Genomic DNA, 15,816 nt, shown 5'->3' on the forward strand with positions numbered 1-15,816 from the left:
CAGGAGCACGATCGACTGCCGGCCCTAGTCCAAGCGCACCGTCGCGTCACCCTCCGCCGCTGCGAGGTGCGCGCGTAGCCCCGGATGGTCGGGTGCGGTGGCGACGGCCTGGCGCAGGAGCTGACGCGCGGCGGCGGGCTTGCCTGCCTTGAACAGCGCCCAGCCATAAGCGTCGGCGATCGCCGGATCGAGCGGCGCCAGCGCGTGTGCGGCGGCGGTCAGCCGCGTCGCCGAGGCCGTGTCGCCGCGCCCGAGATGCGCGCTGCCGAGTTCGGCGAGCAGCACGGCATCCTTGTCGCCCAGCCGCGCGCGCAAACGCTCGAGCGTGACGATCGCATCGTCCCATCTGCCCGCCGCGAGCTGCCACCGCGCCGTCAGCCTGAGTGCGTCGCGGCTCTCGGGGTTCTGCGCGAGGTAGAGTCCCAGCGTGTGCGCCGCCTCGTCTCGCCGCCCGGCATGATCGAGCGCTGTCACCAGCCGGAGCGCGGTCGGCGCGTCGAAACGCAGATCGGCGGCGTGGGCATAAGCGGCGGCCGCGTCGGCCTCGCGCGCCATCCCCGTCAGCACGTCGCCCACCAGCAATTGCGCGGCCGGGGCGCCTGGTGCGGCGTGCGCCAGATGCTGCGCGCGCGCTAAAGCATCGTCGTGCTGCCCGGTCTCGATCAGCCCGCGTACATAATCGACCGCTGCTTGCGGATCGCCCGGCGCGTCATCGGCCGCGGCGGCGAGCACGGCGATGCTGTCGTCGGTGCCGAAGGGGGCCGCCGCGCCGCGCTCGGGCGCCGCCGCGCGGTCGAGATAGATACCCGCCCAGTCGCGCTCGCCGATCGCCTCGAACGCACGGCCGACCAGCGTCAGCGTGTAGCGATCGGCATCGGCCCGCAACGCCGCCGGGCGCAGCGCGTCGAGCGCGCCCTTGGCGTCGCCCGCGCGCAGCAAGGCCGCACCGAGCAGCCGCCGCGCGGTCAGATTATAGGGCTGGAGATCGGCCAACTCGCGCCATTGCCCGATCGCCTGTTCGTATGCGCGGTCATGATAATCGAGCATCCCGCCGAGCAGCAGCACCGCGGGCATCCCGTTCAGCGTGCCGCCGGTCTTCTGGAGCAGCACGCGCGCGAGATCGAACCGCCCCGCGCGCGCGGCGAGCACGGCTTGCAGGTAGTAAGCGCGCGGATCGGCCGGGTCGGCGGCGATCGCGCGGCGCGTGACCGCCAGCATCGCGCGCATCCGGCCGAGATCGCCCAGCGTCGCGGCATCCTCGATCAGCGCGTCGAGATCGGCGGGGTCGCGCTTCAGCGCGGCGTCGAACCACGGCAGCGCGGCGACGAGGCCGTACTGACTGCGCACCAGCGTACCCTTGAGGACCAGCAGGCCCGGTGTTGCCGGATCGATCGCGCCCGCGCGCGCCGCCGCGCCGATCGCACCGCCGATGTCGCCGGCATCGCGCCGGATCGTGCCCAGGTCGGCCCAGGCCGCGGCATCGTCCCGATCGAGCAACGGCGCGAGCAGCGCCTGTGCGCCACCACTATCGCCCTGCGCTGCGGTGGCCCGCGCGCGAACCCGCGTCGCATACCCCGCGTACCGTGCCGGTGCCTTCGCCGCTTCGGCGATCGCGCGATCGGGATCGCCTTGCACCAACCACGCCTCGGCGAGCAGGTGGTGCGCCCGCCGAGGCGCAAATCCGGTGCGCAGCGCGCGCGCGATCTCGGCCTCCGCGGCGTCGCCATCGCCTTGGGCGAGGTGCAGCCGTGCGGCGAATGCGTGCGCCAGCCCCCAGGTCTTGTCGGCGGTGGTCGCTTCCTCAGCCGCCGCCAGCGCGCCGCTCACATTGCCGCGGCCGTAGAGCACCAGCCCACGCTTCAGCGCCGCGGTCGCTTCGGCCCGGTCGGGTGCCGGCTCGGGGCGCGGTGCAAACGCATAGAGCGCCGCGAGCAGCCCGATCGCCCCGGCCAGCATCAGCGCCAGCCGCGTGCGCCGCGACAACCGCAGCCGCCGCCGTCCGTCGCGCCGCGTCCATTTGCGGCGTCGGCGCGGGGCCGCCGCCGGCAGAATCGCCTTGCCCGTCCGATCAAGCATGGAGGTCGTAATTCTTGAGCAGGTCGTACAATGTCGGCCGGCTGATCCCGAGCAGCTTGGCGGTGTTCGAGATATTGCCCTCGGCGCGGGCGAGCGCGTGGCGGATCGCCTTCCTGTCGGCGCGCTCGCGCGCGGCCTTGAGGTTGATCGGCGCGTCGTCGGCGGCGGCGTCGAGATCGAGGTCGGCCGCTGTCACCATCTTGCCGTCGGCCATGATCACCGCGCGCTTCACGCGGTTTTCCAGTTCGCGCACGTTGCCCGGCCAGCCCCAGGCATCGATCGCCGCACGCGCATCGGCGGAAAGCGCGGCCGCCTGGCTGCGCATCGCGGGCGCATGCTTCTTGACGAAATGCTTCGCGAGCAACCCCGCGTCGCCCGGCCGCTCGGCCAGCGCGGGGATACGCACCACGATCTCGGCGAGCCGATAGTAGAGATCGTCGCGGAACCGCCCGTCGGCGACCATCGCGTCGACATCCTGATGCGTCGCGCACACGATCCGCGTGTCGACGGGAATCTGCTGGCGCCCGCCGATCCGCTCGATCACGCGCTCTTGCAGAAACCGGAGCAGCTTGACTTGAAGCGCCAGCGGAATGTCGCCCACCTCATCGAGAAACAGCGTGCCTCCCGCTGCCTGCTCGATCTTGCCGATCACGGTCTTGATCGCGCCGGTGAACGCGCCTTTTTCGTGGCCGAACAACTCGCTTTCGAGCAGCGTCTCGGGGATCGCGGCGCAATTGATCGCGACGAACGCGCCGTTGCCGCGCGGGCTCGCGTCGTGCAGCCCGCGCGCGAGCAATTCCTTGCCCGTCCCGCTCGCGCCCAGCAGCATTACCGTCACGTCGGCGGCGGCGACGCGCTCGATCGTGCGCATCACCTTGAGCATTTCGGGCGCGGCGGTGATGATCCCGCCCAAGCCCTCGGCCGCGCTGCCGCGCTCCGCGAGGCGTCGGTTCTCGGCCTCCAGGTCGTGGACGTGGAAGGCGCGCGCGACGATCAGCCCCAGCGCGTCGATATCGATCGGCTTCTGGTAGAAATCCCACGCGCCTTCCGCGATCGCGCGCAGCGCGCTCTCGCGCGCGCCGTGGCCGGAAGCGACGATCACCTTGGTATCGGGTTTGAGCGCAAGGATCTCGGCCAGCGTTGCAAAGCCTTCGTTCACCCCGTCGGGATCGGGCGGCAGGCCGAGATCGAGCGTGACGACGTCGGGTTCCTCGGCGCGCAGCAGGTCGATCGCGGTCGTGCGGTCGCCCGCCACCAGCACCTCGTAATCGTCATACGCCCAGCGCAACTGGCGCTGGAGCCCCAGATCGTCCTCGACGATCAGCAGTTTGCGCGGGGCCTTCATGCCGCTTCTCCAAGCGCGGCGACGCGCCGGCGCGCGGCGGGCAGCGTCACGCGAAAGCGCGTGCCTTCGCCCTCACGGCTGACGACGCTCACCTCGCCGCCCATCGCGGCGGTGATCTGGCGCGCTTCGAACGCGCCGATCCCGAACCCGCCGGGCTTCGATGAGACGAACGGCCGGAACAACTGGTCGCGGACGAACGCGGGCGTCATCCCGCAGCCGCGATCGATCACGTCGATCGCCACCCGCTCGCCGTCGGTCGATACCGCGAGCGTCACCGGTTCGGTCGGCGGGCTCGCCTCGATCGCGTTCTGGATGAGATGCCCCAGCACCAGTTCGAGCGCCGCGCGGTCGACCTCGGCGATCGCGTCGTGCGGCCCGGTGGTGACGATCGGATGCTGCGCGCGCCGGGTCGCGGCGACGCGTTCGGCGAGCGGCAGGATATCGGTCGCGGCAGGTGCCTCGGCACGGTTGCCGCCCGAATGGTGCTGCGACAGGCGCGCGAGCAGGTCGTTCATCCGCCCAGCCGATTCCTTCAGCGTCGCGATCATGTCGGCGCGGAAATCGGGGTTGTCGGCGTGGCGCTCGGCGTTGCGCGCGACGAGGCTCAACTGGCTCACCAGATTCTTGATGTCGTGGAGGATGAAGGCGAAGCGCCGGTTGAACTCGTCGAACCGTCGCGCGTCGGCGAGCGCGCCCTGCGCGCGGGCTTCGGCGAGATAACTCGCCACCTGCCGCCCGGCGATGCGCAGCAGGTCGAAATCCTCCCAGTCGAGCGCGCGATCCACCGGCGGCCGTGCGAGCACGATCACGCCCGCGAGCGTGCTGAAATGGACCAGCGGCACCAGCACCCACGCCTGCGCGCAATCGAGCATCCACATCGGCACGCTGGCCAGTTCGCTGGTCTCGCCGCGTCCGTCGCGCACGCGATCGAGTTCGACGATGCGGCCGCCTGCGCCAAGCCCCGCGCCCAGGAATGTCGCCAGTGCCGCATCGCCGGCATGGCCGGGCAGCGCGTCGGGCGGCCAGTTCCACGCCGCGCCGAAACCCAGGTCGCCGTCTTCGGGCACGAGCAGCAGCCCGCCCGGCGATTCGGTCAGATCGGCGATCGCCTTGACGATGCGTTCGTCGAGCGGCGCGGCATCGGCATCGGGCCGCCCCAGCGTGTCGGTGAAGCGCACCCACTCGGCGCGATAATCGTAGCGATGCCGGAACAGATGCTTGGCGAGCTTGACCCTGATCCACGCCCGCAGCCACGGGCTGGAGAGCAAGGTGAGCGCCGCGGCGGTCGATCCGAACACGAACGCGGTCTGCGCGATCCGGGCATGGCTGCCGCCCCAGGCGGTGATCGCGCTCGTCACCAGCGCCATCGACAGCACATAGACGGCGATCCCCAGCAGCGAGAGCGACTGGTACGCCATCGTCCGCGACAGCTTGAGCGACCAGTCGCCGTTGCGATGGACCGCGAGCGCGAGCACCGGCGCCAGCGCGGCGACCGCGAAGCCGCGGATCGCGATCAGCGGGCTCTTGTCCTCGATTCCCGCATAAGCGGCCGCGGCGAGCAGCAGGTCGATCAGCCAGAACGCCGCCAGCGCGGCCACCGCGAACCGGATGCCGTCGCGCGCGCGCGGCGATACCGCGGTATGGAGATGGTGGACCAGGACCAGCGCCGACACCGCGACCATCATGCCGAGCACCTGCCGCACCCCGACGAGCGCGGGGGCAGGGGTCGGCCCGGCGGTGATGAGCCCGAGGACGAGCCCCGCGACGACGATCACCCCGACCACTGCGTAGATGCCGGTGATCGCGGCGCTCTCCTCCGCCTGCCGTCCGCGTCGGACGAGCGCGTACATGAAGGCGAGCCAGGTAAGGTTGCACAGCGATTCGGTCACGCGCGGCGCCAGTTCGCGCGCGTCGATCCCTGCCACCGCGAGCGCCCACAATGCCGTCATCCCCAGCGCGATCAGGAACGTCAGCCGCGGCAAGGCGCTGCCCGCGCCGCGCACCTGCGACGCCGCGAGCACCGCGAACAGCAATGCCGCCAGCGCGTGCCCCCACAGGATGAGCGGCTGGATCATGGCGTGAAACGCCTTTTTCCCGAAACCCCGCCCGTTCGCCCTGAGCCTGTCGAAGGGCCGCTCTTCTTCTCTCGCGCCGAAAGGAAGAACGATGCTTCGACAAGCTCAGCACGAACGGGAGAAGCGTCGACCAAGGCGGCCATCCTCACCGCGCGCCCTCGGGCCACAGCACGACGCGGATCGTCTGGAGCAGGATCAGCAGATCGAGGAAGGGCGAGTAATTCTTGGCGTAATAGAGGTCGTATTCGAGCTTCTGCCGCGAATCCTCGATCGAGGCGCCATAAGGATAATTGATCTGCGCCCAGCCGGTGATCCCCGGCTTCACCATGTGGCGCTCGGCATAATAAGGCAGCCGGGTTTCGAGATCCTCGACGAACTGCGGTCGTTCGGGGCGCGGGCCGACGAAGCTCATCTCGCCCTTGAGCACGCTCCACGCCTGCGGCAGTTCGTCGATCCTGAGCTTGCGGATGATCCGCCCGACGCGCGTGATGCGTGGATCGTCCTTTTCGGCCCACACCGCTTGCCCCGCGACCTCGGCGTCCTGCCGCATCGAGCGCAGCTTCACGATGTCGAAGCCCTGGTTATAGAGCCCCACCCGGCGCTGGCGGTAGAAAGCCGGCCCGCGGCTCTCGAGCTTGATCGCGATCGCGACCAGCACGATCAGCGGCAGCGCGATCACGAGCAGCACAAGGCTCGCGGCGATATCGAACAGCCGCTTGAACAGGCTCGACAGCACGCGGCTTGACGAAAACCCATCCGAAAAGATCAGCCACGACGGGTTGACGCTGTCGAGATCGACACGCCCCGTCTCGCGTTCGAGGAAGGTCGATATCTCGTTGACATGGACCCCCGTGGTCTTGATCCGCAGCAGGTCTTTCAAGGGCAGCGCGTTGCGTCGTTCTTCAAGCGCAAGCACCACCTCGCTCGCGTTCAGCAGCACAACATGGTCGGCAAGGTTGTAGATCGCATCGCGTGCGATCGCCTCGGGAATGATACGGTTGGCCTCGTTCATCGCGACATAGCCGACGACGACGAACGCCGCGCCCGGGGTCGCCGCGAGCGCCTTCAGCCGCGCCGCGCGCGCGCCGGCGCCGAGCACGACGATGCGGCGCTTGAAGATCTGGCTGCCCAATGTCTTGCCGAGCAGGATGCGCAACGCGATCATCGCTACCGCCGCGATTCCCATCGCGTAGAGCAGGTTCGATCGCCAGAAGGTCAGCGCAGGCACAAGGAAGAAAATCAGGCTCAGGAAGATCGTGCCGAGCGACACCGCGACCAGCAGCCGCGCGGTCGCGAAGCGCAGCGATTGCAACGCATCGGCGCCGTACACCCCGACCGCGACCATCGCCAGTTCGAGGCTGAGCGCGAAGCTGGCGAGCTGGGGCAGGCGGTGGATGATCGGCTCGACGGCCATGTCGATCTGGTGCGCGCGGATCACCCAGCCCAACTCGGCCGCCGCCAGCAGCAGGATGATATCGAGCAGGCCGAGCAGCAGCACGGCGTTGGGAACATAATGCTTGAACAGCCTGATCATCGCGCGTGCGGTCCTAGCCGGTGAAGTGTAAATAAATCCGACACAGCCCGCTGTCGCAGAAATTGACAAAGAAAGCCTGAACGCTTTGCGCCCGGATTCCCGCCTCGGGTGTTTCCCTTGGCGGGCCCGCACCCTACATTCGGGTCAACCGCCAGGAGCATTGCATGTCAGAATCGCCGCGCGTCGTCCCCGTCATCCTCTCGGGCGGTTCGGGGACGCGGTTGTGGCCGATGTCGCGCCCCGAATGCCCCAAGCAGTTGCTCGCGCTCACCGCCGACGAGACGATGCTGCAATTGACGGTGCGACGCACGCAGGATGCGGCGCACTTCGATGCGCCGATCGTCGTCGCCAATGCGCACCATGCCGATCAGGTCGAAGCGCAATTGGGCGCGGTCGGCGCGTCGGCGCAGGCGCTGGTGCTCGAACCCGCCGGCCGCAATACCGCGCCCGCGATCGCGCTCGCCGCGCTCGCCGCGGGGGGCGGGCCGGCGCCGTTGCTCGTCATGCCCTCGGATCATGTCATCACCGATGTCGCCGCCTTCCACCGCGCGATCGAGGCCGCGCTGCCGCTGGTCAACGATGGCTGGCTCGTCACCTTCGGCATCACCCCCGACGCGCCTGAGACCGGTTACGGCTGGATCGCGCAAGGTCAGGCGATCGTGCCCGGCGTCCACCGGGTCGAGCGGTTCGTCGAAAAGCCGCCGCGCGACCGCGCCGAGGCGATGCTCGCGGCGGGCGGCCATTACTGGAACGGCGGCATCTTTCTGTTCCGCGCGGATATGTTCCTCGGCGCGCTGGCGGTCCACGCGCCCGATATGCTCGCTGCCTGCCGACAGGCGATGGATCGGGCGGCACGCGTCGGCAGCCGCATCATGCCCGATACGGAGGCCTTCGCCGCGTGTCCGGCCGATTCGATCGATTATGCGGTGATGGAAAAGGCCGATCGCGTCGCGGTGGTGCCCGTCAGCATGGGCTGGAGCGACGTCGGCAGTTGGGATGCGCTCCACCTGCTCAGCGAATGCGACGGCGCCGGCAACGCGCATCGTGGCACCGTGCTGTCGATCGACAGCACCAACTGCCTGGTGCGCTCGGACGGCCCCCGGATCGCGCTCGTCGGGGTCGAGGATCTGATCGTGGTCGCCAGCGGCGACGACGTCCTCATCGTCCCCCGCGGCCGCAGCCAGGACGTCAAGAAGCTGATCGAGGCGATGAAGGGGTGAGCGCGCGCTCCCTTTCAAGGGTAGTGAAGGGGTGGGTGAGCAGTCTCGTGGCTCGATGCTTCGGCACCGCTTCGGCCGCTTGACTCTCCCGTCCGTCGCGCCTATTTCGCGCATGCTTTCCGAACACACCGGTTCTCCGGCGGCGCCTGCGTGCGCTCGCCGGTGTCTTGCGTTTCGGAAATAACGCGATGAGATGGGGCGTGTGCGGCCATGCCAGCCCCGTGGAGCTAGGAGAAAAAACTTCATGGCACGTATTGCGGGCGTCAACATCCCGACCAACAAGCGCGTGGTGATCGCGCTCACCTATATCCACGGCATTGGGTCGACCAAGGCCAAGGAAATCACCGAGAAGCTGGGCATTGCGCCCGAGCGCCGCGTGCAGGACCTGACCGATCAGGAAGTGCTCCAGATCCGCGAAACCATCGACGCCGACCATAATGTCGAAGGCGATCTTCGTCGCGAAACCGCGATGAACATCAAGCGGCTGATGGACCTCGCTTCGTATCGTGGCCTGCGCCATCGCAAGGGCCTGCCGGTCCGTGGCCAGCGCACGCACACCAATGCGCGCACCCGCAAGGGCAAGGCCAAGCCCATCGCGGGCAAGAAGAAGTAAGCGGCGCGCCTGAACGGCACCGTTTCTTCCAGCTTCAGATCAGGTCAGGAATTCAATTATGGCACGCGAACCTCAGCGCATTCGTCGGCGCGAGCGCAAGAACATCACCGCGGGCGTCGCGCATGTGAACGCCAGCTTCAACAACACCATGATCACGATCACCGATGCCCAGGGCAACGCGATCTCGTGGTCGTCGGCCGGCATGATGGGCTTCAAGGGCTCACGCAAGTCGACCCCGTACGCGGCGCAGGTCGCGGCCGAGGATGCCGGCAAGAAGGCCGCCGAACACGGTGTTCGCACGCTTGAAGTCGAGGTCAAGGGCCCCGGCTCGGGTCGCGAATCGGCGCTCCGTGCGCTCCAGGCGGTGGGCTTCCAGATCACGTCGATCCGCGACGTGACGTCGATCCCGCACAACGGCGTGCGCCCGTCCAAGCGTCGCCGCGTCTGATTTCGCCCGGTCCGCGCGCGGTTGATCGCGCAGCGCGGACCATCTTTCTCCCACGGCCGGAGTAGCCCTCGCTCCCGCCCAAAACCAAGGGGGAGCCCGTGTCCGTCAACGCAAAGAACTGGCAGGAACTCAAGAAGCCCGTCGGTCTCGACAAGAAGACCGCCGGCGACGGCAAGCGCAAGGCGACCTTCGTCGCCGAGCCGCTCGAGCGGGGCTTCGGCCTGACGCTCGGCAATGCGCTGCGCCGTGTGTTGCTCTCGTCGCTCCAGGGTGCGGCCGTCACCTCGATCAAGGTCGAGAACGTGCTGCACGAATTCTCGTCGCTCGCCGGTGTGCGCGAGGACGTGACCGATATCGTCCTCAACGTGAAACAGATCGCGCTCAAGATGGAAGGCGAAGGCCCCAAGCGGCTCCAGCTTTCCGCCACCGGCCCCGGTCCGGTCAAGGCCGGCGATATCGCGGTGTCGGGCGATATCGAGGTGCTCAACCCCGATCTCATCATCTGCCATCTCGATGAAGGCGCGACGCTCAACATGGAGCTGACCGCCGATACCGGTAAGGGCTATGTCCCCGCGACCGCCAACCGCCCGGCCGATGCGCCGATCGGCCTGATCCCGGTCGACGCGCTCTATTCGCCGGTGCGCCAGGTCAGCTACAAGGTCGACCCCACCCGCGTCGGGCAGGATCTCGATTATGACAAGCTCGCGCTGACGATCGAGACCGACGGCACCGTGACGCCCGAGGACGCGCTCGCCTATGCCGCGCGCATCCTTCAGGATCAGCTCGCCTTGTTCGTCCATTTCGACGATTCGGCGATCGCGCGCAGCCAGACGATCGGCCAGGCCGCGCCGGCAGCGGGCGAAGCCGAAGGCGATACCCAGCAGATCAACCGTTACCTGCTCAAGAAGGTCGACGAGTTGGAACTGTCGGTGCGCTCGGCCAATTGCCTCAAGAACGACAACATCATCTATATCGGCGACCTGGTCCAGAAGACCGAAGCCGAGATGCTGCGTACCCCGAACTTCGGCCGCAAGTCCTTGAACGAAATCAAGGAAGTGCTGTCCTCGATGGGCCTTCGCCTGGGGATGGAAATCCCCGGCTGGCCGCCTGAAAACATCGAGGAAATGGCCAAGAAGCTCGAACAGGAGATTTTGGGATAATCCATTCCTCCCCCAGCTTGCTGGGGGAGGGGGACCAGCGAAGCTGGTGGAGGGGCGGCGCGAAGCGCCGTGGTCATCCGCCACGCTTCCCGGCCTTTGGCCGGCCCCTCCACCGCTCTACGAGCGGTCCCCCTCCCCGAGACAAGCTCGGGGAGGATCAAGGCGAACGGTGGCGGCCTTACAGCCACCTGGCCCGGGGTACCTCGTACGGCCCCCTGACGAACTGAAAGGAAATATCATGCGTCATCGCGTCGGCGGCCGGAAGCTTCAGCGTACCTCGGCCCATCGTATCGCTCTGTTCCGCAACATGGCGGCAGCGCTCATCAAGCACGAGCAGATCACGACCACGCTTCCCAAGGCGAAGGAGCTTCGGCCCTATGTCGAGAAGCTGATCACGCTCGCGAAGAAGGGCGGCCTTTCCAACCGCCGTCTCGCGCACGCTCGCCTGCTCGATGACGCGCAGCTCGCCAAGCTGTTCGACGTGCTCGGCGCGCGCTACGCCGATCGCAAGGGCGGCTACACCCGCATCATCAAGGCCGGCATCCGCGCGTCGGATGCGTCGCCGATGGCGATCATCGAGTTCGTCGACCGCGACGTCTCGGCCAAGGGCCAGGATTCGGGTCCGGTGATGGGCGACGAGGATCTGGACGCCGCCGCCTGAGGCGCTTCGGACGAACCGTTTCAAAAGGGGGCGTGCCGGAATACCGGCGCGTCCCCTTTTTGTTTGCATCGCCGTTGCTACTTACTACTCCTCGCCCGCGTAGGCCGGGAAGAAATCGACAGGACTTGGCTGCATGACCGTCAAACTCGTCTATCCCGACACGAAGCGGGAGAACGTCGCCGACGAGCTGTTCGGCGTCTCCGTCGCCGATCCCTATCGCTGGCTCGAAACCGATGTTCGCGACAGCGACCGCGTCCGTGCCTGGGTCGAGGCGGAGAATGCGGTCACCGACGCGTATATCGATACGCTGCCCGGCCGCGCCGCCTTCACGGCACGGATGCGCACCTTGTTCGATTACGAGCGTTTCGGCGTGCCCGTCAAAAAGGGCGGCCGCTATTTCTACCTTCATAATTCGGGGCTCCAGAACCAGCCCGTTCTCTATGTCCGCGAAACGGCGGAGGGCGAGGGGCGCGTCCTCATCGATCCCAACGCCTGGGCGGAGGACGGCGCCACCGCGCTCGCCGAATGGCTTCCCAGCGAAGACGGCACCCGGCTGCTCTACGCGGTGCAGGATGGCGGCACCGACTGGCGCACGATCCGCGTGCTCGACGTCGCGACCGGAGAGGTGGCGGCCGACGAAGTGCGCTGGGTCAAATTTTCGGCCTTCGCCTGGGCGCGCAACGGCGCGGGCTTCTTCTATTCGCGCTTTCCCGAACCTGCCGCGCGCGCCGAATATCAGGCGATCAACCTCAACCACGCGATCTATTTCCACACCCTCGGCACCGATCAGGCGCAGGATCGCCTTGTCTTTTCGACGCCGGATCGCCCGCGGCTCAACTCGGTCGCCGAGATCACCGACGACGGCAACTGGCTGCTCGTCACTTCGTCCGAGGGCACCGACGACCGCTACGAATTGACCGCGATCGACCTCACCAGCGCGCGCATGGTCAAGCGCGTAATCGTGCGCGGGCTCGAGAACCACTGGAGCCTCGCGGGCAATCTCGGCTCGACCTTCTATTTCGTCACCGATTCGGGCGCCCCGCGCCGCCGCATCGTGACGATGGACGTCGCCTCGATGACGCGCCAGCTTCGCGAGATCGTGCCGCAATCGGAAGACGTGCTCGAAGGCGCTGCGATCATCGGCGGCGTGTTGTTCGCGCATTATCTGGTCGACGTGAAGAACGAAGTCCGCCGCTACGATCTCAAGGGCGCACCGCTCGGCGATGTCGCGCTGCCCGGGATCGGCTCGGTCGTGGGCTTCGGCGGCGAGCAGAACGATAGCGAGACTTTCTACGCCTTCACCAGCTTCGCGACGCCGACCACGATCTACCGCTACGATGTCGCTGCCGATGAAAGCAGTGTCTGGGCCGCGCCGCAGGTCGATTTCAATCCCGACGATTACGCCGTCGAGCAGACCTTCTTCGCGTCGAAAGACGGCACCCGCGTGCCGATGTTCGTGGTCGGCCGCAAGGATCTGCCCGCCCGGCCGCAGCCGACGATCCTCTATGGCTATGGCGGGTTCAACATCCCCGTCGCCCCCGCTTTCTCGACCGCGCGGTTGGCGTGGATCGAACAAGGCGGAGTGTTCGCTGTCGCCAACATCCGCGGCGGCGGCGAATACGGCAAGGAATGGCACGACGGCGGCCGCCTCGCCAACAAGCAGAACAGCTTCGACGATTTTCTGGCCGCGGCCGAACATCTGATCGCGCAGGGGATAACCTCGCGCGACAAGCTCGCGATCCAGGGCGGCTCGAACGGTGGGTTGCTCGTCGGCGTGGTGGTGAACCAGCGCCCCGATCTGTTCGCCGCCGCGCTGCCGGCGGTGGGCGTGATGGATATGCTGCGCTTCGACAAATGGACGGCGGGCCGCTACTGGGTCGACGATTACGGTTCACCCGCGGAAGAAGCCGCGTTCCGTACGCTGCACGCTTATTCGCCCTATCACAACATCCAGCCCGGCCGCGCGTATCCGGCGATCCTCGCGACGACCGCCGACACCGACGATCGCGTCGTGCCTGCGCATACGTTCAAATATGTGGCCGCGCTCCAGCACGCGGATATCGGCGACAAACCGCATCTGGTGCGCATCGAGACGCGTGCCGGCCACGGCTCGGGCAAGCCCACCGACAAGATCATCGAGGAAGCCGCCGACACCTGGGCTTTCGCCGCGAAATGGACGGGGTTGAAGGTGGGGTAGGGGGCGTTTTGTCCAATCGCCGATCTCCCTCTTCGTCACCCCCGCGAACGCGGGGCCCCATCTCGCACAGGGGGCGAGCGTGGAACGGTCAGGAGATGGGTTCTCGCTTTCGCGGGAATGGCGTGATTTTTACGGGAACTGATCCGACCCGCCGTCGGCGTCGCACGAAGGTTCGCCTTCAACCCTCTTCCCCCCGCCCGCGCATCTGCTATGCGGCTCGGGCATGACAGCGCAGCCCCATGACAGCATCCTGATCGTCGATTTCGGCAGTCAGGTCACCCAGCTCATCGCCCGCCGTGTTCGCGAGGCCGGTGTCTACAGTGAGATCGCGCCCTTCAACGCGGCCGAGGAAGCTTTCGAGCGGATGCGCCCGGGCGGCGTGATCCTCTCGGGCGGCCCCGCGTCGGTGGTCGACGAGGGTAGCCCGCGCATCCCGCAGCCGATCCTCGATTCGGGCGTGCCGCTGCTCGGCATCTGTTACGGGCAGCAATCGATGCAGGCGCAGCTCGGTGGCGGCGTCGACCGTGGCGACAGCGGCGAATTCGGCCATGCCTTCATCGACATCCTCGATTCGTGCGTGTTGTTCGATGGTCTGTGGGCCGAGGGCGAATCGCATCAGGTGTGGATGAGCCACGGCGACAAGGTGACCGAACTCGCGCCCGGCTTCCGCATCGTCGCGTCGAGCCCCGGCGCGCCCTATGCGGTAATCGCCGACGACGATCGCCGCTATTACGCGATGCAATTCCACCCCGAGGTCGTCCATACCCCCGATGGCGCGCGGCTGATCGCCAATTTCGCGCGCCACGTCTGCGGGCTGTCGGGCGACTGGACGATGGCCGAGTTCCGCGCGACCAAGATCGCCGAGATCCGCGCACAAGTCGGCAAGGGTCGGGTGATCTGCGGCCTTTCGGGTGGGGTCGATTCGGCGGTCGCTGCGGTGCTGATCCATGAAGCGATCGGTGACCAGCTCACCTGTGTGTTCGTCGATCACGGGCTGATGCGCGCGGGCGAGGCCGATCAGGTCGTCAGCCTGTTTCGCGGCCATTACAACATCCCGCTCGTCCATGTGAACGCCGAGACGTTGTTCCTGAACGGGCTGGCGGGCGTGTCGGACCCCGAGGCCAAGCGCAAGTTCATCGGCAAGACCTTCATCGATATCTTCGAAGACGAAGCCAAGAAGATCGGCGGCGCCGAATTCCTCGCGCAGGGCACGCTCTATCCCGACGTGATCGAAAGCGTCAGCTTCACCGGCGGCCCGTCGGTAACGATCAAGAGCCACCACAATGTCGGCGGCCTGCCCGAGCGGATGAACATGAAGCTCGTCGAGCCCTTGCGCGAATTGTTCAAGGACGAGGTCCGCGAACTCGGGCGCGAACTCGGCCTGCCCGATGTGTTCGTCGGCCGCCATCCGTTCCCCGGCCCCGGCCTCGCGATCCGCATCCCTGGTGAGGTCACCAAGGAGCGTTGCGATATCCTGCGCAAGGCCGATGCGATCTATCTCGAGGAAATTCGCAACGCCGGCCTTTACGACGCGATCTGGCAGGCGTTTGCGGTGCTGCTGCCGGTGCGCACGGTAGGGGTGATGGGCGACGGCCGCACCTATGATTACGTCCTTGCGCTGCGCGCCGTCACCTCGACCGACGGCATGACCGCGGCGGTGTTCCACTTCTCGAGCGAATTCCTCGCCCGTGTCGCGACGCGGATCGTCAACGAAGTGCGCGGGGTGAACCGCGTGGTTTACGATTACACCTCGAAACCGCCCGGCACGATCGAGTGGGAGTGACGGATACAAACGGCGGCAATAGAGTAGGTTCGGCGGCGATTTTCGCCGTTGCTTAGTTGCCTCTATCTTCTCCCCTTTTTACGTCAACTGAACATCGCGGTTTTCCCGCGACGGGCGCCGGAGACCTCTTCTCCAGGCCCTCAGTGGCGCGCGATTATGAGCCAGCCTTCGTCAATGCTCAGATGGAGGTGGCGTTAAGCTTGTGATCATATCTGATAATTAATGGCTCTGTACTCGTCAGATATGACTGAATGGTAAGTTGCAAGGTGGGTCAAGGTTTGGGACTTTTCTGCCGGTCGCCGCCACCATTGGGAGCGTCTAGTTACGCCGAAATCGGTCATTCGTGCAGCCTCGCAAGCCCTCTCTCCTAGGTCTAGGCCGTTGGGGCGATCCGGAATGACCGCTTATGATCAGGCAAATGTGATAGGGGACATTTGCTGAAGCCGACATTGGTTTCCGGGTTCCACTTTTGTTAGCGCAGACCCGGCCATTCGTGGTTCCTAGAAGCGGGCACTCAATCACACTACAAATCGAGACATGGCGTTGAGCCAGGCCGGTAATTCGGCAAGACCAGCCCATCTTGCATAACAATCATAGTTCTGTGCGAACTGACGTGACCCCCGGCTTTCATCCAGCGGCAACCAGAGACCGACCATTGTTGTCGCGCATGAGCGCAGGTGAAGCAACGGGCTGGGTTGACCCAG

Annotated in this window: 12 protein-coding genes; 7 read left to right on the forward strand and 5 right to left on the reverse strand. The window is 66.8% G+C overall.

All coding sequences use genetic code 11. From position 1 onward, the window contains the following. Nucleotides 1–24 precede the first annotated feature (24 nt). The 4 genes from DFR49_RS21300 to DFR49_RS21315 all read right to left on the reverse strand — a co-directional run bounded on the left by DFR49_RS21300 (nt 25) and on the right by DFR49_RS21315 (nt 7,030). Nucleotides 25–2,076 (reverse strand): tetratricopeptide repeat protein, encoded by a 2,052-nt coding sequence (locus DFR49_RS21300; protein ID WP_119037703.1) that lies wholly within the window; start codon nt 2,074–2,076, stop codon nt 25–27. Continuing rightward, nucleotides 2,069–3,421: a PEP-CTERM-box response regulator transcription factor gene (prsR, locus tag DFR49_RS21305; protein WP_119037705.1), complete on the reverse strand. Its 1,353-nt coding sequence runs from the start codon at nt 3,419–3,421 to the stop codon at nt 2,069–2,071. Before prsR ends, DFR49_RS21300 begins: the two co-directional genes overlap by 8 nt. Then, nucleotides 3,418–5,496: an XrtA/PEP-CTERM system histidine kinase PrsK gene (gene prsK, locus DFR49_RS21310; protein WP_119037707.1), complete on the reverse strand. Its 2,079-nt coding sequence runs from the start codon at nt 5,494–5,496 to the stop codon at nt 3,418–3,420. The genes prsR and prsK overlap by 4 nt, the downstream gene beginning before the upstream one ends. A 145-nt stretch (nt 5,497–5,641) precedes the next feature. After that, entirely contained in the window at nt 5,642–7,030 is a 1,389-nt protein-coding gene (locus tag DFR49_RS21315; RefSeq protein WP_119037709.1) for a TIGR03013 family XrtA/PEP-CTERM system glycosyltransferase, read from the reverse strand. A 164-nt stretch (nt 7,031–7,194) separates the two neighbouring features. Here DFR49_RS21315 and DFR49_RS21320 point away from each other — a divergent pair, with 164 nt between their 5' ends. The 7 genes from DFR49_RS21320 (at nt 7,195) to guaA (ending at nt 15,112) form a co-directional block, all read left to right on the forward strand. After that, nucleotides 7,195–8,250 carry a mannose-1-phosphate guanylyltransferase/mannose-6-phosphate isomerase gene (locus DFR49_RS21320; protein WP_119037711.1) on the forward strand — a complete coding sequence of 352 codons (1,056 nt, stop codon included), beginning with the start codon at nt 7,195–7,197 and terminating at the stop codon, nt 8,248–8,250. Between the two features lie 244 nt (nt 8,251–8,494). Further along, nucleotides 8,495–8,863 carry a 30S ribosomal protein S13 gene (rpsM, locus tag DFR49_RS21325; RefSeq protein WP_119037713.1) on the forward strand — a complete coding sequence of 123 codons (369 nt, stop codon included), beginning with the start codon at nt 8,495–8,497 and terminating at the stop codon, nt 8,861–8,863. A gap of 58 nt (nt 8,864–8,921) precedes the next feature. Next, nucleotides 8,922–9,311, forward strand: a complete 390-nt coding sequence (gene rpsK, locus DFR49_RS21330; RefSeq protein WP_007405180.1) for a 30S ribosomal protein S11 — start codon at nt 8,922–8,924, stop codon at nt 9,309–9,311. 98 nt (nt 9,312–9,409) lie between these two features. Then, nucleotides 9,410–10,471 carry a DNA-directed RNA polymerase subunit alpha gene (locus DFR49_RS21335; RefSeq protein ID WP_119037715.1) on the forward strand — a complete coding sequence of 354 codons (1,062 nt, stop codon included), beginning with the start codon at nt 9,410–9,412 and terminating at the stop codon, nt 10,469–10,471. Between the two features lie 238 nt (nt 10,472–10,709). After that, complete coding sequence (gene rplQ / locus DFR49_RS21340; RefSeq protein WP_119037717.1) at nt 10,710–11,132, forward strand: 50S ribosomal protein L17; 423 nt, start codon at nt 10,710–10,712, stop codon at nt 11,130–11,132. Nucleotides 11,133–11,265: 133 nt separating this feature from the next. Then, nucleotides 11,266–13,329 carry a prolyl oligopeptidase family serine peptidase gene (locus tag DFR49_RS21345; protein ID WP_119037719.1) on the forward strand — a complete coding sequence of 688 codons (2,064 nt, stop codon included), beginning with the start codon at nt 11,266–11,268 and terminating at the stop codon, nt 13,327–13,329. Nucleotides 13,330–13,552: 223 nt separating this feature from the next. Next, a complete protein-coding gene (guaA, locus tag DFR49_RS21350) occupies nt 13,553–15,112 on the forward strand; it encodes a glutamine-hydrolyzing GMP synthase (RefSeq protein ID WP_119037721.1) in 1,560 nt (519 codons plus the stop codon). A gap of 518 nt (nt 15,113–15,630) precedes the next feature. Here guaA and DFR49_RS22145 read toward each other — a convergent pair. Further along, on the reverse strand, nt 15,631–15,816 hold a 186-nt coding region (locus tag DFR49_RS22145), incomplete at its 5' end, for a hypothetical protein (protein WP_211325964.1).

Source organism: Hephaestia caeni (assembly GCF_003550065.1).
In the GTDB taxonomy this organism is placed as follows: domain Bacteria; phylum Pseudomonadota; class Alphaproteobacteria; order Sphingomonadales; family Sphingomonadaceae; genus Sphingomonas; species Sphingomonas caeni_A.

Excerpts from the sequence above, each read along its gene's own strand:
- DFR49_RS21300 (WP_119037703.1), bottom strand. The coding sequence starts at position 2,076 with ATGCTTGATCGGACGGGCAAGGCGATTCTGCCGGCGGCGGCCCCGCGC.
- prsR (WP_119037705.1), bottom strand. The coding sequence starts at position 3,421 with ATGAAGGCCCCGCGCAAACTGCTGATCGTCGAGGACGATCTGGGGCTC.
- prsK (WP_119037707.1), bottom strand. The coding sequence starts at position 5,496 with ATGATCCAGCCGCTCATCCTGTGGGGGCACGCGCTGGCGGCATTGCTG.
- DFR49_RS21315 (WP_119037709.1), bottom strand. The coding sequence starts at position 7,030 with ATGATCAGGCTGTTCAAGCATTATGTTCCCAACGCCGTGCTGCTGCTC.
- DFR49_RS21320 (WP_119037711.1), top strand. The coding sequence starts at position 7,195 with ATGTCAGAATCGCCGCGCGTCGTCCCCGTCATCCTCTCGGGCGGTTCG.
- rpsM (WP_119037713.1), top strand. The coding sequence starts at position 8,495 with ATGGCACGTATTGCGGGCGTCAACATCCCGACCAACAAGCGCGTGGTG.
- rpsK (WP_007405180.1), top strand. The coding sequence starts at position 8,922 with ATGGCACGCGAACCTCAGCGCATTCGTCGGCGCGAGCGCAAGAACATC.
- rplQ (WP_119037717.1), top strand. The coding sequence starts at position 10,710 with ATGCGTCATCGCGTCGGCGGCCGGAAGCTTCAGCGTACCTCGGCCCAT.
- DFR49_RS21345 (WP_119037719.1), top strand. The coding sequence starts at position 11,266 with ATGACCGTCAAACTCGTCTATCCCGACACGAAGCGGGAGAACGTCGCC.
- guaA (WP_119037721.1), top strand. The coding sequence starts at position 13,553 with ATGACAGCGCAGCCCCATGACAGCATCCTGATCGTCGATTTCGGCAGT.